We start from the raw sequence: 19418 nt of genomic DNA on the forward strand, positions 1-19418 counted from the left end.
ACAGGACGATTACGTGCGGTTGGGACGAAGGACACGTCCGCTGGGGGCCGCATCACTTCGATAGTTTAGGGGATTCACCACATGTCAGTTCGTTACACGAATGCGCTGAAGCGCAGCCGCCTGAGTGCGGCATTGTTCGCTGCCATCGTCGTACCGGTCGCCGGCGCCGCCATGGCCCAGGACGCCGCACCGTCTTCCTCCTCGGGCGAAACCGCCACGCTGGACAAGGTGACGGTCGTCGGCTCGCGCATCAAGCGCACGGAGCTCGAAGGTCCCGCACCGGTTACCGTCATCTCGCGTGAAGACATCGACCGCGAGGGCTTCCAGACCGTCGGCGACATGCTGCAGAGCCTGACGCAGCAGGCCGTCGGCAACTTCACGGGTGACCTGGCCGTCAGCGGCTTCACCCCGAACGCCCAGGTCGTGAACCTGCGCGGCATGGGCCCGGGCTACACCCTGACCCTGATCAACGGCCGTCGTCCGGCCCAGTACCCGCAGCCGTACAACCGCGACAACAACGTGGTGAACATCAAGGCGATCCCGACCTCGATCGTCGAGCGCATCGAAGTGCTGAGCGGCGGCGCGTCGGCCATCTACGGCTCCGACGCCGTGGCCGGCGTGGTGAACATCGTCCTGCGCAAGAACTATGAAGGCCAGCAGATCCGCGGCACCGTCGGCACCACCGAAGACGGCGGCGGCGACAGCGTCAACCTGGAGTACACCGGCGGCACCAGCGGCGACAACTGGAGCGCGGTGTGGGCCTTCCAGTACAGCGAGAACGAGCCGGTCTTCGGTACGCAGCGCGACTACATGGCCGACCGTCGCAACAATCCCTACGGCCTGGCCGTCAACCCGGGCCTGTCGCTCATCGCGATCAGCGGTGTCGGCCTGACCGTACCGGTCAATCACGATGCCGCCTTCGACCAGGCGACCTGTGACCGCTTCGGCTATGCCACCGTCGTCCGCGCCGACCGCGGCCGCGTCTGCGGATCCTGGACCCAGGACGGCTCGCGCAGCATCTGGAACAAGAACCGCAGCTACAACGGTTACGTCTACACCACGTTCGACGTCTCCGACAATGTCCAGCTGTTCGGCAGCGCCAATTTCTACACCACGGATGCGATCGCCAGCAGCGGCACCGAGTACTGGAGCACCAGCGGCGACCGTTTCACGTCCAGCCCGACGGGTGCCGCGACCGGTTACTACTTCGACCGCGGCCTGGGCGACCTGGTCCAGTTGCAGCGCGTCTTCAATCCGTGGGAGCTCGGCGGCAACGAGGCCGCCAGCACCGTGTTCGACGAGAAGAGCTACGACGTCTCGTTCGGCGCAAGCGGCAACCTCGGCGAGCGCTTCATCTGGGAAGCCAGCGGTACCTATGGCAAGTATGAGTATGTCCAGGACCGCCCGCGCCTGCTGGCCAAGGGCATCCACGACTACTTCCTCGGCCCGCAACAGGGCTTCACCAACTCCACCGGCACCGCTGCCACCGGCACGTACCCGGTCTACACGCTGAATCTGGACCGTTGGCGCAGCCCGATCACGCCCGAGATCTACCGTTCGTTCTCGACCCGCGTGAAGAACGTTGCAGAGGCCACCTCGGCCACCGCCAACTTCAACATCAGCGGCGACCTGTTCGAACTGCCGGCGGGCCCACTGGGTTTCGCGGCCGTCCTGGAAGGCACGCGCCAGACCAGCGACCTGACCAGCGATCCGCGCACCAACCAGCTGCGTCCGCTGGACGATCAGACGATCTACAACCTGACCAGCTCGGGTGAGACGCACGGCGAACGCGACCGCTACGCCTTCGGTGTCGAGTTCCGCGTGCCGATCTTCAGCCAGCTGACCGCACAGCTTGCCGCGCGCTACGACAAGTACGACGACATCACCGCGGTGGATGCCGCGACGACGTACAACCTGGGCCTCGAGTACCGTCCGTTCAGCAACTTCCTGCTGCGCGGCAGCTACGCGACCAGCTTCCGTGCGCCCGACATGCAGATGGTCTATGCGGAAGGTGCAGCGGCCTACTCGGCCATCTTCGACGAGTACAGCTGCCGCTCGGGCACCGGTCTCGGCCAGCCCGCCGGTACCCCTCCCCGCACCGTGTCCCAGTGCCCGACCGGCCACATCACGCGCTACACCGGCCAGACGCTCACTGCAGGCAACCCCAACCTGAAGGAAGAAGAGGGTGAGTCCTTCGGCGTCGGCTTCGTGTGGGACGTCATCGACAACATGTCGGTGTCCGTCGACTACTACAAGATCAAGCTGGAAGACCGGGCACGCGTGCTTGATGCGGCCTACATCATGCAGAACGAAGCCAATTGCCGCCTGGGCGTGAACCGCGATGGATCGCCGTTCGACTATGCCATCGGCTCCCCGTTCTGCCAGAACATCCTCGGCCTGATCACCCGTACGTCGGCCCCCGGCACTGCCCTCGACCAGCAGGTCGCTCGCCTGAACACCGCGTACATCAACCAGGCGTCGCAGGAAGTGAGCGGCATCGACGCCACGTTCAAGTACCGTCTGGACACCGACCGTGCCGGCGATTTCTCGTTCGACCTGGGCTACAGCCTGCGCCTCACCGACAAGTCGCAGCGTTTCCCGGGCGACGTCGAAGTCGACTACCGCGACATGTGGGACTACGATCCCCGCAGCCGTGTGCGTGGTTCGGTAGGCTGGGCACGTGACGACTGGTCGGTCACCCTGTTCGGCAGCCGCATGGGTGCGAACATGAACTGGGACGAGACCGCGCGCCTGAAGCCGTACATCCTGTACAACCTGCAGGTGGGCAAGAAGTTCACCGACAAGATCAAGGTGGATTTCACCGTGGTCAACCTGACGGACAACCAGTTCCGCGAGGATCCGACCTACACCGCCTATCCGTACTTCTACAACTACATCGGCGCGGACCCGCTGGGTCGTCGTTACTACGTGAGCGCCACCTACCGCTTCTGATAGCGCGCTATCGGCAGCACTTGGAGAGCCCGGCGAAAGCCGGGCTTTTCTTTTGCCTGGACGCCGGATTTAGGCAATATTGTGATGAATATCACTCTTTGAATCGCAACATGTGTCACGCCCGGGGATGGCACTTCCCTCCTGTTAACCACGTGTTAATGTCGAGTCACGAGGAGCCTGACGTGCGGCTGGGCCAACGGATTGGTCGAGCGTCTGCCGCACCACATTGACCGCCAAGGAGCAACCACATGTCAGTTCGCAAGAAGACCGCGCTACAACGCAGCCGCCTCGCCGCCGCCCTGGTCGCTGCGCTGTTCGTTCCTGTCATCGGCACGGCCACTGCCCAGGAAGCGCAGGATGAGGACGATGACACCCCGACTTCGCAGACAGCCACGCTCGACAAGGTGACCGTCACCGGCTCGCGCATCAAGCGCGCGGAAGTCGAGGGTCCTGCGCCCGTCACCGTGATCACGGCCGCCGAGATCGAGCGCGAAGGCTTCGCCACCGTCTATGACGCGCTGAACTCGCTCACCCAGAACACCGCATCGATCCAGAACGAACTGAACCAGAACGGATTCACTCCCAACGCGAGCTTCCTCAATCTCCGCGGTCTCGGCCCGGGTTACCAACTCATCCTGATCAACGGCCGCCGCGCAGCCGACTATCCCCTTCCGTACAACTCCCAATCCAATGCGGTGAACCTGGCCAACATCCCGGCCGCCGCACTGGAACGCGTCGAAGTCCTGACCGGCGGCGCATCGGCGATCTACGGTTCCGACGCTGTGGCCGGCGTCGTCAACCTGATCATGAAGACGAACTACGAGGGCGATCAGTTCAGCTTGCGCGCCGGCACGACCACGCAGGGCGGCGGAGATTCGGGGCGCTTCCAATGGATCGGCGGCAAGACCGGCGACAACTGGAGCGTCATCTACGCATTCGAAGCCGTCGAGCGCGAGGCGATCTTCGCATCGCAGCGCAAGTTCATGGACTCCTACTTCGACGAGCCCGGCGTGAATCCGGATGACGTCAATGCGGTCGAAGGCCTGCTTGTATTCGACATCGCCAACAGCAACCGTGTCTTCCCGGACGGAGGCGAAGCAACCTGCGCCCGGTTCAGCGAGTTCCAAGCGTATTATTTCGAAACCTCATCGGTGTACACCGGGCCGCGCTGCGGCTACTTCGGCTACCCCGCAACCCAAGCGATCCGGAACTCCGACAGCAACCAGTCCGGCTATCTGTACGGTACTTTCGACTTCGACGGCGGATTGCAGGGCTGGGCGCAGCTGAGCGCGTCACGCTCAAAGGCCACCTTCGCAAGTGCCACACAGTTCTGGTCCAGCTCCGATTTCTTCGACCCGAACCTGGAGTCGGATTTCACCGGTCCCGGCGGCGGTGCCTTCGTCAATCTGCAGCGCATCTTCACGCCTGCTGAAGTCGGCGGCGCAGGCGCGCAGAACGCGACATCCGACGAGCGCGCCTTCGACGTCGCGTTCGGACTGCGCGGCACCATGCTCTCGGATCGCTTCGACTGGGATGCGACGGTGTCCCGCGCGGAGTACAAAATCGAATCGCGGCGCCCGCGCTTTCTGGCCAACAGGCTCACCGAGTATTTCCTGGGCGAGCAGCAGGGCTTCGACCCGTACTTCGATGCCTACCCGGTATACGAGCTGAATCAGGCACGCTTCTTCAACCCGATCGATGCCGCGACGTTCCAGTCGTTGAACACCACGCTGATCGGCAAGGCCGAATCCGACGTTACCCAGGCGAACTTCACCGTTTCAGGCGACCTGTTCGAACTGCCAGCGGGTGCATTCGGCGCCGCAGCCGTCATCGAAGCGGCCCGCCAGAGCTATGAACTGACGCCCGATCCGCGCACGTTGCCTGGCTACACCGGCAACGAACCCATCTACAACTATTCCGATACGGGCGGCGGTGGCGAGCGTGACCGTTACGCGCTGGGCCTGGAGTTCAGCATTCCGATTCTCGACAGCCTGAAGGCGAGCGTGGCCGGCCGCTACGACAAGTACGACGACGTCACCAACGTGGATGATGCGGTCACCTGGCAGGTCGGCCTCGAATGGCGGCCTGTCGAAAGCCTGCTGTTCCGTGGCAGCCATGGCACGAGCTTCCGCGCCCCCGACATGCACTATGTGTATGCGGGCGAGTCGGGCTTCTTCACTTCGATCGTCGACGAGTACCGCTGCCGGCGCGATGGCTTGAATCCGCAGGGCACCGCCTGCTCGAGCGACGCCGACTACAACTACCAGGTGCAGGGCATCCGTCGCGGCAGCACCGATCTGGAGGAAGAGGAAGGCAAGTCCACCACGTTCGGCGTGGTTTGGGACATCACCGACCAGATGTCGATCAGCGCGGACTGGTACGACATCGAACTCACCGGCGGTGTGGATGACATCTTCACGTCCTACCTGTTCCGCGAAGAGGCGTCCTGCCTGCTGGGCACCGACCGCGCCGGCAACAGCGTCGATCAGAACTCCGCAGCCTGCCAGTTCTTCACAGGGCTGGTGACCCGTACCGATTCGCCTTTCCGCGACAACCAAGTGGACGAGTACAGGTCCTTCCCGGTCAACCAGTCGCTTAGCCGTACCAGCGGCATCGACGTGAACTTCAAGTACGGGCTCGATACGGACCGTCTGGGCGATTTCGATTTCGACCTCGCCTGGACTCACGTCCTCAAGAAGGAAATCGAGCTGTTCCCCGGCGACGGCATCATCGATGACCGTGACGATCTGGTGAACCAGCGCACCTTGAACTTCCGTAGCCGTTTCAACTGGAGCGCTAGCTGGCAGTTGGACGACTGGGCCGCCAACGTCAATGGCTACCGTCTGGGCTCCCTGCCCCTCGGCGATCCCGACAAGGGCCGCGGCGGCAGCTTCGTGATCTGGAATGCCGGTGTGTCGAAGGAGATCACGGAGAAGGCGACGGTGTCGTTCCAGGTCCAGAACCTGCTCGACAAGAAGCCGTTGTTCGATGAGGACCTGGCGTATCCCTTCTTCTGGAGCACGTACTACTCCGGCGTCATCGGCCGCGAGGTCTTCCTCCAGTTCAGCTACAAGCTGCGCTGAGGCCTGTTCCACGATGCGATGCGAAGGAGCCCGGGAAACCGGGCTCCTTTTTTGTATCAGGCCCCTTGCGGTACGCTCACGCCTTCGGCATGGAGCAACGCAAGCAGAGGCTGAAGTTCCCGGCGGTAGCGGTGCCACCGGCCCTGTGCGTCACCGTGCAACTTGCCCCGGACCTGCGCCGCGCTGGCAGTCGCGACCGGCGCGTCGTTGAGTTCGAACCGAAGGCATTGCGGCTGCCAATCGAGTCCGCAGAAGTCGAGGAGTCGGCGGGTCTGGCGCTCCTGATCCGCTATGAGGTCTTCGTAGTCGATCCAGAGGATGCGTTCGCCGAGAAGGCGCTCGAAATGCCGCATCAGTCGGTCGAATCGCACAAAGTACCGCCCCGTCTCCAGAAGATCGAACGAGTATCCGTGGTACGGCGACGCCGGAGAGAAGAGCTGGCGGAAGTTGGACAGGCAGGTGTCCATCGGATTGCGTCGCACCCCGATGATCCGCGCATCCGGAAGCGCGCGCGCGATCATCTCCAGATAGAGGAAGTTGTGCGGGTGCTTGTCGACGAACCGGGGGAAACTGCCGGTCAACGGCCTTGTACTGCCGATGTAGTCCGCACCAAGGGCCTCCCAGTCGATGGCCTTCGCTGCCATGACGGTATCCGCGTCGATCAGGCGTCGCGTCCGCGTGCCCCCCGCGCGCTTGACCAGCGACGGGAAGTTGAGCACCTCGCCGATGGACTGGACGGACGCATGACTCGAGAGGATGCGATCGACCAGCGTCGTGCCGGAGCGGGGCATGCCGATGACGAAGATGGGCTCACCGCTCTGATGTCCGGTCGTCCCATCCACGCGACCGGACTCGACCTCAAGGGCATCGAAGCAGGCGTGGTCGACGTTCGTCCCGAAGCGCACGAGCGCCTTACCCTCCCGTTTTCCCGCACTGAAATGATGGAAGGCGCCCGGGTGATTGCCGACATCCTCGTATTCCTTTCCCAGTGCCAGATGCATGTACATTCTGTCTGCAGGATCACGGATCCGGTCGAGACTCGATGTAAGGCGATCGATATGGTTCACCTCCGCCGTCCACTTCCTCAGTTGCGCAAGGCCAAGATGTGCCTGCGCGTGAGTGGGTTCGCGGGCGATGACCTGCAGGTAGGCTGCCTCGGCCGCATCCAAGTCGCCGTTGAACAACGACGTGGTCGCGTGGTTGAAGACGTTGCGCGTGTCTGCCGGCAAGAGCTCGAGTGCCCTGCCACTCAGGCGGCTCGCGGATTCGTAGGCATTGGCCCTGGCGAAGATCGCCGAGAGCTGCTGACAGATCGCACCATTGTTCCATGCCAGGGGCACGGCTTCATGCGCAAGTATCAGTGCCTGCTGGGGAGAGTGGGCCTGCGAGATGACACGTGCAGCCTGGAGGATGAAGTCGACGTCACCCGGTTTGAGGTCCATGGCAGCCTGCGAATGGGCAAGCGCCTCGTCCAGAGCGCCGGTCGCCAAGGCGGCAACGGAGAGCAGGTGATGGACATGCGGCAGCGAGGGATTCGCAGCTACCAGCGCCCTCAGGACGGGTAACGCGCGCTGCCAGTCCCCCCTGTTCGATGCCTCGATCGCGACGAGGTACTGGCGGGCAGCCCACGTTCTTGCCGCTCCGGCCGAGTCGGTGGTTTCGGACATGGGATAGGCGGCCAACATCCAAGGACGTGTAAGTCGTCATCTTACAGTTCCCGCATACCGCGTGGCGCCGCTGATACGCCATCAGCGCCCGGCACCCGGCATGTGCGGATGAGCTGTCAAGGCCCTAAATTTTCCTGTTAAAGTCGGTATCCAGTCACGCCCCACGGGGCGTGCCGCGACGGTCGGAAATCACTGTCGCCGGGCAATTTCATTCGGGGCGATTCCTAAATTCGGGGGACTAATGAAGAATTCCTTACTTGCGACATCGATGCTTGCGGTGGCGAGCGTGCTGGCAGTGCCTGGGCATGCGGCACCGTCCCCTCAGCCAATCGTCGATTTCGTAAGCCATGCGGCCTACAGTACGGTCAAGATCTCGCCGAATGGCGAGTACTTGGCGATGACCGTGGACAAGGGTGAGCAGGATGTGCTCGCGGTGCTCCGCACCAGCGACCTTTCACTCGTCAAAGTGAACCAGCTTCCAGACCAGAAGAGCGTGGGCAGCTTCTACTGGGTCAGTCCCACCCGGCTGATGTTCAACTCGGTCAAGAAACTTGGCGGCTACGCCCAGCCGTTCAACACTGGTGAGTGGTTTGCGGTCAACGCCGACGGCAGCCAGGCGCGCCCGCTCATCTTCTACGGCACCCGCGACGCGACGCAGCGCGGCAAGACCGTCAGCACCGAAAGATTCTCGCTGCTCGATACACTGAAGGACGACGACCAGTACGTCATCATGTCCGCCATCACGCCACGCTCCTCCGAAGGCGTCGGAACCGAAGTGTTCCGCATGGACACGCTCAGCGGACGTCGCGTCTCCATGGGCCGTGCTCCCAAGGAGAACTGCGGCATCGTGCTGGATGCGGCCAAGGAACCCCGGTTCGCGGTGTGTTCGTCCAGCCGCGACGAAGAGGGCGAGTACGACGAACGCACGGAATTGTACCGTCGTGACGGAAAGAGCTGGACGCTGGTCAATGCATCCAAGTCGGAGGGCAAGCACCTGTATGTCGTTCGGACATCGTCCAACGGCACCGTCTACGCCGAACAGGACGACGGCAAGGCACCCGCAGCCATTGGCACTTTGAATACCTCCTCCGGTGAGTTCACCCCCTTGTTCCAGGACAAGGTGGCCGAGGTCTCTGACTACATCTGGTCGACCGACGATGCCTCGCTGATCGGCGTGGTTACCGAGGCGGGGGCGCCCGCGGTGAAGCTCATCGACGAGAACCATCCGGATGCAGAAATCTACGGCTCCCTAGCGGGTGCCTTCGAGGGTCAGATGGTCGATCTGGCCAGCCACACACAGGATGGCAAGAAGATCATCGTCAGCGTCTATAGCGACAACAATCCGGGCGAGCTCTATCTTTATGATCGAGTCACCGGTAAGGCACGCTTCCTGATGCAGCGCAAGCCGCAACTGGACAAGAAAAAGATGGCCTCGGTGAAGCCCTTCAGCTTCACCTCGCAGGACGGCAAGCAGATCCACGGCTACCTCACGCTTCCGCAGGGCTCTACGGGCAAGAACTTGCCGCTGATCGTCAATCCGCATGGCGGCCCGATCGGTCCCCGCGACAACTGGGGCTTCAATTGGGAAACCCAACTGCTCGCCAGCCGCGGCTACGCGGTGCTCCAGGTCAATTACCGCGGTTCCGGCGGCTACGGCAAGGCTTTCCAGGACGCCGGACACCAGCAGTGGGGTCAGGGCATCCAGAACGACATCATCGACGCGACGAAGTGGGCCATCAGCCATGGGTACGCCGACAAGGATCGCATCTGCATCTATGGTGGCAGCTTCGGTGGGTACTCCTCGCTGATGGCGCCCATCCGCGCACCCGGACTGTTCAAGTGCACGTTCGGCTATGTCGGCGTCTACGACGTCGACATGATGTTCAAGAAGGGCGATATCCCGGAACGTGAATCCGGACAGCGCTACCTGCGCCGCACGCACGGGACGGACACGAAGTCCTGGGCCGAGAACTCGCCCGCGCGCCGCGCTGCCGAAGTGAAGATTCCGGTCTATCTGGCTGCTGGTGCCCGTGACGTGCGCACGCCCCCGGAGCAGACGGAGTTGATGAACAAGGCGCTGATCGCTGCAGGCAATCCGCCCGAGGGCATGATCATCCAGTCGGGTGAGATGCACGGCTTCTACGACGTCGAGAACCGGGTGAAGCTCTACACCACCATGCTGGGCTTCTTCGCCCGCCATATCGGCGGACATGTCGAAGTGGGTGCGCCCGCGAAGGCCGATTGATCCACCCGCACACGGAAATGGCCGGCTTCGGCCGGCCTTTTCTTTGGTACAACCGGGTCACGACACTCCCGCATGACTTCCGGTAGGTGCCATTTGCACCGCAAGGCCGCAGCATGGACGCGTCACAACGAGCAGGAAGTCAAAGGAAGATGATGAAGATCAAGTCTCGGCACTTCGTTCTTGCCGCCGCATTGCTGGCACCCTGCCTGGCATCTACCCAGGCATTCGGCGCCCCCCCACCGGACCCCACCGAAGATCGCCTGATGATGTCGGCAGGCTTCCTGACGTCGCATCCCGACCTTCGCTATCGCCTGCTCGGCCTCGAGGAGTTCAAAGCCACCCGCCATGAAGACGCGCTCCGCTTCTTCCAGCGCGCGTCCTACTACGGCGACAAGCCGTCCCAGGGCATGGTCGCCGAGATGTACTGGAGCGGCCAGGGCACTGCCAAGGACCCCGTGCTCGGCTACATCTGGATGGACCTGGCAGCCGAGCGCGGCTACGAAGGATTCCTGCTGCTCCGGGAACGCTACTGGCGACAACTGACGGAAGAGCAGCGCTCGCGTGCGCTCGAAGAAGGGCAGAACATCTACGCCAAGTACGGTGACGCGGCAGCGCAACCGCGCCTTGCCGGGGTGTTGCGGCGCGAGCGCCGCAACGTGACCGGCAGTCGCACCGGGTTCGCGGGCAACGTGAAGATCTACGTTCCAGGGCCTGGCGGATTCGAGCAGATCGATGGCACCAAGTTCTACGACGAGCGCTTCTGGGATCCCAAGCTGTACCAGGCGTGGCATGACAGCGTCTGGATGAAGCCTCGCGTAGGCCGCGTCAGCGTCGGCGAAGTCGAGCAGATCCAGCGGGACTCGCCCGGCTCCCGCATCCCCGCTACGGCACCCCGCGTCGATGCGGAGGAACCGCAGACGCCGGAACGCGACGAGTCCGACCTCGGAACGCAGAAGGACGGCTGAACCACGCCCCCGCGACCCTTCCATACGCCAGCGGATGCGGTATAACAGCGTCATCCCGCCGGTCCTCGCCGGCGGGGCTGACCTACATCCCTGGGAGGGGAACATGCGCAAGACCCTGATGGCCGCGATGCTGGCCGCTCCGCTGATGGCCCTGTCGATGGTGGCATCTGCCGCCGATCCGGTGGTCGGTCGCTGGAAGACCATCGACAACGACACCGGCAAGCCGAAGTCGTTCGTCGAGATCACCCAGGCGGCCAACGGCACCATCACCGGCCGCATCGTCGAGCTGATCAACCCGAGCAAGCCGAACCCGACCTGCGACAAGTGCAAGGATGATCGCAGGAACAAGCCGATCACCGGCATGGAGATCATCCGCGGCATGAAGGCCGAGGGCGGTGGCCAGTACGCCGGCGGCACCATCCTCAAGCCCGACGAGGGCAAGGTGTACAAGTCGAAGATGGAACTGCTCGAGGGCGGCAAGAAGCTGGAGGTGTCCGGCTGCATCGCCTTCATGTGCAAGTCGCAGACCTGGCTCCGCCAGTAATTCCTGCGCAAGCCGCCACGCCACACCACGGGCCCGGCATCGCCGGGCCCGTCGCGTTCTGGCCGCAGGAAAAGGCATTCACCCCGCCGTGCGATAATCGCCGCCCCCCGTCTCGAAGCCCGTCATGAGCCGTACTGCCCTCGTCACCAATGCCCTGCCCTACGCCAACGGTCCGCTGCACCTGGGCCACCTGGTGGGCTACATCCAGGGAGACATCTGGGTGCGGGCACGACGGATGCACGGCGACACGGTGCACTTCGTCTGCGCCGACGACACCCATGGCACGCCGATCATGCTGGCGGCGGAGAAGGCCGGCGTCACGCCGGAAGCCTTCATCGCCGGCATCCAGGCCAGCCACGAGCGCGACTTCGCCGCGTTCGGCGTGGCTTTCGACCACTACGACTCGACCAACTCCGCCGCCAACCGCGCGCTGACCGAGCAGTTCTACCAGCGCCTGGATGCGGGTGGACACATCAGTCGACGCACCGTCGCGCAGTTCTACGACCCGGCCAAGGGCATGTTCCTGCCCGACCGTTACATCAAGGGCATTTGTCCCAACTGCGGCTCCGCAGACCAGTACGGCGACAACTGCGAGGTCTGCGGCGCGACGTACGCACCGACGGACCTGAAAGAGCCCAAATCGATCCTGTCCGGCAGCACGCCAGAGATCCGCGATTCGGAACACTACTTCTTCGAAGTCGGCCGCTTCGATGCCTTCCTGCGCGAATGGCTGGCCGGCGATGTCGCGCTGCCCGGCGTCAAGGCGAAGCTGCGCGAATGGCTGGATGCCGAGGGCGGCCTGCGCGCGTGGGACATCTCGCGCGATGCGCCGTACTTCGGTTTCGAGATTCCCGGTGCGCCCGGCAAGTACTTCTATGTCTGGCTGGATGCACCGATCGGCTACCTGAGCAGCTTCCGCAACCTGTGCGCCGAGCGCGGCCTCGAGTTCGCCCCGCACCTGGAAGCCGGCACCGACGTCGAACTGCACCACTTCATCGGCAAGGACATCGTCAACTTCCATGGCCTGTTCTGGCCGGCGGTGCTGCATGGCACCGGCCATCGCGCCCCCACGCGCTTGCACGTCAACGGCTACCTGACCGTCAATGGCGCCAAGATGTCGAAAGGCCGTGGCACTTTCATCATGGCGCGCACTTACCTTGATGTGGGTCTGGAGCCTGAGGCACTGCGCTACTACTTCGCGGCCAAGGGCAATGGCCAAGTTGAAGACCTCGACCTGAACCTCAGCGACTTCATCGCCCGTGTCAACGCGGATCTGGTGGGCAAGTTCGTCAACCTCGCCAGCCGCTGCGCCGGGTTCATCGACAAGCGCTTCGGTGGTCGTCTCGCCGACACGCTGCCGGATGCGGCCATGTACCAGCGTTTCGTCGACGCACTTACGCCGATCGCCGCCGCCTACGAGCGCAATGAACCGGCCACGGCCCTGCGCCTGACGATGGCACTGGCCGACGAAGCCAACAAGTACGTCGACGAGACCAAGCCGTGGGTGATCGCCAAGCAGGAAGGCGCGGACGCCGAACTGCAGGCTGTCTGCTCGCAAGGACTGAATCTGTTCCGTGTGCTTGCCGCGGCGCTGAAGCCGGTGCTGCCGCGCACGACCGCGGAGGCCGAGGCGTTCCTCGGTGCGCCGGTCGAGACCTGGGCCGACGTTGCGGCGCCACTGCAGGCGCACGTCATCCAGCCGTATTCCCCGCTCTTCACCCGTATCGACCCGAAACTGATCGACGCCATGACCGACGCTTCCAAAGACACCCTCGCCGCCGTGCCCGCGCCTGCCGCCCCCGAGAAGAGGACGGAAGCCAAGTCCTCCGCACCCGCGGAATCGAAGGACGCGACGGGCATCATCGGCATCGAGGATTTCGCCAGACTCGACCTGCGCGTCGGCAAGGTGCTGGAATGCGGATTCGTGGACGGCTCCGACAAGCTGCTGCGCTTCCTGCTGGATGCCGGTGATCTGGGCCAGCGGCAGATCTTCTCCGGCATCCGCGCCAGTTACGGCGAGCCGGACAAGCTGATCGGCCGCAACGTGGTGTTCATCGCCAACCTCGCCCCCCGCAAGATGCGCTTCGGTCTGAGCGAAGGCATGATCCTGTCGGCCGGTTTCGATGGCGGCGCGCTGGCGCTGCTGGACGCGGATGCCGGCGCCCTGCCCGGCATGCCGGTGCGCTGATACCGCCAGCCGCGCCACGGCGATGAACGCCGATCTCGTCGAACGCCTCGATCGCCTGCTGCCGCAGACTCAATGCGGCCAGTGCGGGTTCGACGGCTGCCTCCCGTACGCGCAGGCGATGGCACGCGGCGATGCCGGCGTGGACCACTGCCCGCCTGGTGGCGACGAGGGTGCGCGGATGCTGGCCCGTGTGCTGGATGTACCGCCGCTCCCGTACGACCGTGCGCGCGGCACCCACAAGCCCGCCATCGTCGCCGTCGTGGTAGAAGCCGACTGCATCGGCTGCACGAAGTGCATCCAGGCGTGCCCGGTGGACGCCATCATCGGCGGCGCAAAACACATGCACGTGGTGATCGAGCCGCTCTGCACGGGCTGCGAGCTCTGCGTGCCCGCCTGTCCGGTGGATTGCATCGTGATGCAACCGGCCTGAGCGCGACGACCGCGCCCGCGACTCATCCCTCGAACAGGCTTACCGGCGACCGCCGGCCTTGCATGCCGAACACACGCGCTCGACGGTATATCCGTGCGCCCGCAATTTTTCCACCACGCCGTCCTCACCCAACAGGTGCAGCGCGCCGACCACGACCAGCGCATCGTCGTCGCCCGGCTGATCGAGGAGCTGCCGGATCTTGGGTACCCAGGCGTCGTTGCGCTCCACATTGATGCGCCGGTACAGGCGCGGATAGCGATCACGCATATCCAGGGCCATGGTGGTCCACAGGCCCTCGGCATCGCCGCGACGCCAGGCGTCGTGCACGCGTCGGGTTTCCGCTGCCCCCTTGTCGGCGTCGTCCAGTGCTTCGGCAATGAACTGCCGCTGCTCGGTCGCGTCCATGCCATCCAGCACTGCGATCTGCTCCTGCACGCGCTCGAGCCCACCGGTAGGCTTGCCGGCGGCGAGCGCCTTGTCCATGAAGTGGTTGTCCAGGCCCAGCTTGGGATCCAGCCCCTGCTTGGTCATCTCGACGATGCTGATGGTCACGGCGACGAACCAGGGCTCGAACATCGAGAGGACCTGCGGCGGCATCTGCATCTGCTGCAGCGTGGCCTGGTTGGCCGTTCCCCAGGCCTCGAACTTCGCCCATGTCGCTTCGTCCAGGTCTTGCTGCAACGTCTTGCCATCGGTCCGCAGCGCGGCCTGCACCATCAGCTGCCCCAACGCCGGCGACCGCATGTCCTCCGGCGACAACTCGAACATCAGGCGCTCGGCATCATCGAAGGCAGCAGCCACATCGCGGGAAAGCGGGTAGTCGCTCGGACGCAGCAGGTGGAACGAGCCGAGCAGGTAGACGGCGTTGTCCTTATCCGACACCTTCCACAGCAACGGCACCGGCGCACCGGCGGGCTTCGGCGCGTCTGCCGCAAGGACGGACGCACTGCCGAGCAGCGCGGTGACGACAAGGGCTTTCAGTGAGCGGCGCAGCAGCATCGGCGACTTCCTTCAGAGCACTTTGATCGGTTTCGCGTAGGCCTTCTCGCCCGCATCCACGAGCAGGTCTAGGCGGTTCTCCGCGGGCGGCAGCGGGCAGGTCGCATACGGTGTGAAGGCGCAGGGCGGGTTGTAGGCGCGGTTGAAGTCCAGCACCACCTTGCCCGCCTGCGGCGCGTCGGCATCCAGGAAGCGACCGGCCGGGTAACTGCCATGGCCACTGGTGCGGTCTGCCAGCACAAAGAACAGCGGTCCGCCCGCCTGGCCAAGCGCCTCCAGCCGGAAGGTCTTGCCATCACGCTCGAACTCCACCACGCCCGGATTCGGCGACTCGTTGGCGACGCCGATCACGTCGACGATGGTAAGCGTCTTGCCCGGTGGATGCGGAATGAAGCGCCCGTCGACACGCCACGCCTCCTGCACAGGCCAATAGTCGAGCCCGATGAACTGCGTCCGCGATTCGGCATCCGCATGCTTCACGCGCAACGCATGGCGGCCGCCGCGCTCGATCACCGTCAGCAGACCCTTGCCGTCGTCGAAGCCGATCATGGACGGATTCGGATCCCGGTCGCTTTCGAGTTCCACGCGCCCCTTCAACGGTTCGCCGTTGTAGGTCAGCGCGGTGCCGCCCTCGGGCGTGAGGTACACGCGCTTGTCCTGCTGCGTGATCATGCCCAGCTTGGCGGGACCGACGGCAAGCTTGATGCCGCTACCCGGCCCGCTGCCGATGAAGTGCGATTTCAGCTCGATCCAGTGCAGGCCGACCAGGCTGGTCCAGCCATCGGGCGCAATCAGCTCGTTCTTGCGCTGCTCGCGCCAGGCTGCGTTGTCGGCCAGGAAACGGGCGTCGGCCACCTTGCCGGTGGCCGCGGTCTTGTCCTCGCCTCCGCAGCCGGCCAGCAATCCCACCAGCATGGCCATCCCCAGCCATCCCCTGTTCTTCCCCATGTCAGCGTCCTCGCAGGAACCAGCGATCGATCTCGTTCAAGGAAAAGCGCGCCCAGGTCGGGCGGCCGTGGTTGCATTGCCCGGAGCGCTCGGTGGCTTCCATCTCGCGCAGCAGGGCGTTCATTTCCGGCAGCGTAAGCCGACGGTTGGCGCGTACGGCGCCGTGGCAGGCCATCGTCGCCAGCAGTTCGTCACGCGCGGCGGCCACGCGCCTGCTCTCGCCATGCTCGCGCAGGTCGGCCAGCACGTCGCGCAGCAGCGCCTCGGGCTCGGCGTTCGACAGCAGGGCGGGAATGCTGCGCACGTTCAACGACTGCGGGCCGCTGCGGGTGACATCGAAACCGAGGGTCGCCAGCGTAGCGGCTTCGCGCTCGGCCACGTCCGCCTCGCGTTCGGCCACCGCCAGCGCCATCGGCACCAGCAGCGGTTGCGAGCGCAGACCGATGCTGTCGTGCGCGCCTTTCAGCTTCTCGTAGCCGATGCGCTCATGGGCGGCATGCATGTCGACCACGATCAGGCCATCGGCGTTCTCCGCCAGGATGTAGATGCCGTGCAGCTGCGCGATGGCGAAACCCAGCGGCGGTACGCCGTCGACGTCGTCGGCCGGCATCGCATGCGCGGACGGCGGCGCCATCGTGCCGGTCGACATCGCAGCGGCCGTCGGAGCCGCATAGAGGGCGGCATACGCAGCCGGCGCCTCCGCCACATTCAGTCCCAGTGGCGACTGCTGCGTGGGCATCCAGGCGGACGGTACGGGCATGGAGGGTCGCGCCGCGAACGGCGACGGAGCGATGTCCTGCGGCAGTGCACCGGCGCGCGTTTCCGCCAGCGCTTCATGCAACGTGCGGTAGACGAAATCGTGGATCAGCCGCGTATCGCGGAAGCGTACTTCGTGCTTGGCCGGATGGACGTTGACGTCGACACGGGTGGGATCGAGCTCTAGGAACAGCACGTAGGCCGGCTGGCGACCGTGGAAGAGGACGTCCTGATACGCCATCTTCACCGCATGCGCGATGTTGCGGTCACGCACCGAACGGCCGTTGACGTAGACGTACTGCTGGTCGGCGCTCGCGCGCGAATAACTGGGCTGCGCGATCCAGCCGTGCAGGCGCAGGCCGGCGGCGGCGTGGTCGACGCGCAGCGCGCTTCGGGAAAAGTCGTCACCCAGCGTTTCGCTGAGGCGGGCGAGCGATTCCAGTTCGTCCGCCTTGTAGCGCCGCGATGGCCGGCCGTTGTGCGAGACACGCAGCTCGATGTCAGGACGCGCCAGCGCCAGCGAACGGAGCCACTCTTCGATGTGGCCCATCTCGGTACGCTCGGCGCGCAGGAACTTGCGCCGTGCCGGCACGTTGTAGAACAGCTCGCGCACTTCCACGGTGGTGCCGACGGCATGCGGCTTCGGAGCCACCTCGCCGACCCTGCCGCCTTCCACCTGCAGCGACGCGCCGTGTTCGTCCTGCGCGCGGCGCGACGTCAGCGCGAAGCGGCTGACCGAGGCGATTGATGGCAGCGCCTCGCCGCGAAAACCCAGTGTGGCGACCGCCTCCAGGTCGTCGAGCGAGGCGATCTTGCTGGTCGCGTGGCGCGATACGGCCAGCGGCAGTTCTTCCGGCGCGATGCCGCCACCGTCGTCGCGGATGCGGATCAGGCGGACGCCGCCTTCCTCGAGATCGATGTCGACGCGGCGCGCGCCGGCATCGAGGGCGTTTTCGACCAGCTCCTTGACCACGGACGCGGGGCGTTCGACGACTTCGCCCGCGGCGATCTGGTTGATAAGGGTGTCGGGAAGCTGGCGGATCGGCACGTGCTGGCGGCGCAGGGCGCCGTCTCGGGGAGTCAGCCGTGATGATAGCCGAGCGGGTGCGCGATCAGGGCGCGCCTGCAGCTCCGCCAGCCGCGACCGTACGCGCGTCGGCCTCAGCCTGCGCGCGGGCGGCGAACAGCGTGCCCGGTGGTGGCTGGCGGGTGAAGTAGGACTGGATGCCCTCCAGCACCGCGCCCGCGACCTTGCGCTGGTGCGACGGATCGAACAGGCGCTTCTCTTCGTCCGCATTGGAGATGAAGCCCGTCTCCACCAGCATGGCCGGCATGTCGGAGTTGCGCAGGACTTCGAAATTGGCGAACTCGATCTGCGGCTTGTGGGTCTTGCCCAGGCCCTTCAGCGAGGTCAGCACATGGCCGGCGGCGTCCTGCGACGCCTTCATATGACCGCTCTGGGCCAGATCCAGCAGCACGTTGGACAGCGTGTCCTTGGTCAGGCGCACACCGCCGACCAGGTCGGAGGCGTTTTCCTTGTCGGCCAGCCAGCGGGCGTGCTGCGAAGACGCGCCACGCAGCGACAACACGTAGACGGATGAGCCCCAGGCACTGCGGTTCTCCGCGGCGTCGGCATGGATCGAGACGAACATGTCGGCTTTCGCGCTACGCGCCTTGCGGGCGCGCTGCGGGCGCTCGACATACACATCGGTGTCGCGGACCAGGTACGCCTTCATGCCCGGCGTGGCGTTGATCTGGCGCGCGAGCTCCTTGGAGATCGCCAGCACCGCGTGCTTCTCATAGCGACCGCTGGGGCCGATAGCGCCGGGGTCCTGGCCGCCATGACCGGGGTCGATGGCGATGACCAGCGGGCGCGTGCCGGCGGCGATGGCTGCCGGCGGTCTGGGCGTTTCTGCAGGAGGTGCTGCCTCGGTCGTCGTGGCGGTCGCGCCCGGCATCGGCGTGGGCTGGCCGGTGGCGATGGTGTAGGTGGGTCGCTCGCCCGCCGCCGTCTGCGCCGGCACCGCGGCCGTCGTCGCCTGGCCATTGAGGATGGCCTGCGGCGAGGGCGAGGTCGGCGTCGGCTGCACGGTGGCGGGTGTCGTGCCGGCCTGGACCACTTGGGCGGTCAGCAGCGCGGTGGCACGGGCGGCATCCGCCTGCGTGGACGCCGACGGAGGCGTCGCCGCCGGCGGAGGGATTGCCGTCGTCGTGGCGACGGACGTGGCGGGCGCTGCCACACCGTCGCCCGGCCACTCGATCACCAGCCGCGAGTTGGCGCCTTCCTGCTCCATCCGCGGCTTGAGTGCGGTGACCGGTGAGGCCAGGTCGAAGACGATGCGCAGCGTGCTCGCGTCGGGCTGACCGGTACGCACGGCCCGGACGATCCCCGCTGGGGTCGGCAGGCGCAGGCCGGCCTTCGCTGTCGAGGCCGGCAGGTCGACGACCAGCCGATCCGGGCCTTTCAACATGAGGGTCTTGTACTGGCCGGCACCGGCGAGCTGGATCTCCGCCCGCGTACCGGTACTGCCCTGGGCGACGGTGACGCCGGTGACTTCACCGGCCAGCAGCGTGCACGGCACCGACGCCAAGACGCTCGCCAAGGCGAGGCGCAACGCGGCAGTGGTGGGCATCCCCGGGT

Annotated in this window: 12 protein-coding genes; 7 read left to right on the forward strand and 5 right to left on the reverse strand. The window is 65.2% G+C overall.

Features of this window, described 5'->3' with window-relative positions; translation table 11 throughout:
• Positions 1–81 precede the first annotated feature (81 nt).
• On the forward strand, positions 82–2952 hold the full coding sequence (locus IB230_RS04430; RefSeq protein WP_192269120.1) for a TonB-dependent receptor: 2871 nt from the start codon (positions 82–84) through the stop codon (positions 2950–2952).
• A gap of 248 nt (positions 2953–3200) precedes the next feature.
• Positions 3201–6035 carry a TonB-dependent receptor gene (locus tag IB230_RS04435; protein WP_192269124.1) on the forward strand — a complete coding sequence of 945 codons (2835 nt, stop codon included), beginning with the start codon at positions 3201–3203 and terminating at the stop codon, positions 6033–6035.
• 56 nt (positions 6036–6091) lie between these two features.
• Here IB230_RS04435 and IB230_RS04440 read toward each other — a convergent pair whose 3' ends face one another.
• Positions 6092–7702, reverse strand: coding sequence for a sulfotransferase (locus tag IB230_RS04440; RefSeq protein WP_192269127.1), 1611 nt, complete (start codon positions 7700–7702; stop codon positions 6092–6094).
• Positions 7703–7970: 268 nt separating this feature from the next.
• Here IB230_RS04440 and IB230_RS04445 point away from each other — a divergent pair, with 268 nt between their 5' ends.
• The 5 genes from IB230_RS04445 to rnfB all read left to right on the forward strand — a co-directional run bounded on the left by IB230_RS04445 (position 7971) and on the right by rnfB (position 14074).
• Complete coding sequence (locus tag IB230_RS04445; RefSeq protein WP_225589181.1) at positions 7971–9947, forward strand: S9 family peptidase; 1977 nt, start codon at positions 7971–7973, stop codon at positions 9945–9947.
• Between the two features lie 152 nt (positions 9948–10099).
• The gene (locus IB230_RS04450; RefSeq protein ID WP_192269133.1) at positions 10100–10912 is read left to right on the forward strand and encodes a sel1 repeat family protein; all 813 of its coding nucleotides are present in this window, start codon (positions 10100–10102) and stop codon (positions 10910–10912) included.
• Between the two features lie 103 nt (positions 10913–11015).
• The gene (locus tag IB230_RS04455; RefSeq protein WP_192269137.1) at positions 11016–11456 is read left to right on the forward strand and encodes a DUF2147 domain-containing protein; all 441 of its coding nucleotides are present in this window, start codon (positions 11016–11018) and stop codon (positions 11454–11456) included.
• A gap of 124 nt (positions 11457–11580) precedes the next feature.
• Positions 11581–13644 (forward strand): methionine--tRNA ligase, encoded by a 2064-nt coding sequence (metG, locus tag IB230_RS04460; protein ID WP_192269154.1) that lies wholly within the window; start codon positions 11581–11583, stop codon positions 13642–13644.
• Complete coding sequence (gene rnfB / locus IB230_RS04465; protein ID WP_192271273.1) at positions 13610–14074, forward strand: Rnf electron transport complex subunit RnfB; 465 nt, start codon at positions 13610–13612, stop codon at positions 14072–14074. Before metG ends, rnfB begins: the two co-directional genes overlap by 35 nt.
• Positions 14075–14113: 39 nt before the next feature.
• Here the strand turns inward: rnfB and IB230_RS04470 are convergent, their stop codons facing one another.
• The 4 genes from IB230_RS04470 to IB230_RS04485 all read right to left on the reverse strand — a co-directional run bounded on the left by IB230_RS04470 (position 14114) and on the right by IB230_RS04485 (position 19410).
• Positions 14114–15073 carry a TraB/GumN family protein gene (locus tag IB230_RS04470; protein WP_192269157.1) on the reverse strand — a complete coding sequence of 320 codons (960 nt, stop codon included), beginning with the start codon at positions 15071–15073 and terminating at the stop codon, positions 14114–14116.
• A gap of 12 nt (positions 15074–15085) precedes the next feature.
• Positions 15086–16021 carry a DUF1684 domain-containing protein gene (locus IB230_RS04475; protein WP_192269160.1) on the reverse strand — a complete coding sequence of 312 codons (936 nt, stop codon included), beginning with the start codon at positions 16019–16021 and terminating at the stop codon, positions 15086–15088.
• 1 nt (position 16022) lies between these two features.
• Complete coding sequence (gene mutL, locus IB230_RS04480) at positions 16023–17825, reverse strand: DNA mismatch repair endonuclease MutL (RefSeq protein ID WP_192269163.1); 1803 nt, start codon at positions 17823–17825, stop codon at positions 16023–16025.
• Between the two features lie 64 nt (positions 17826–17889).
• Entirely contained in the window at positions 17890–19410 is a 1521-nt protein-coding gene (locus IB230_RS04485) for an N-acetylmuramoyl-L-alanine amidase (RefSeq protein WP_192269166.1), read from the reverse strand.
• Positions 19411–19418: the final 8 nt, after the last annotated feature.

It is taken from the genome of Pseudoxanthomonas sp. PXM01 (genome assembly GCF_014851815.1).
Classification (GTDB): domain Bacteria; phylum Pseudomonadota; class Gammaproteobacteria; order Xanthomonadales; family Xanthomonadaceae; genus Pseudoxanthomonas_A.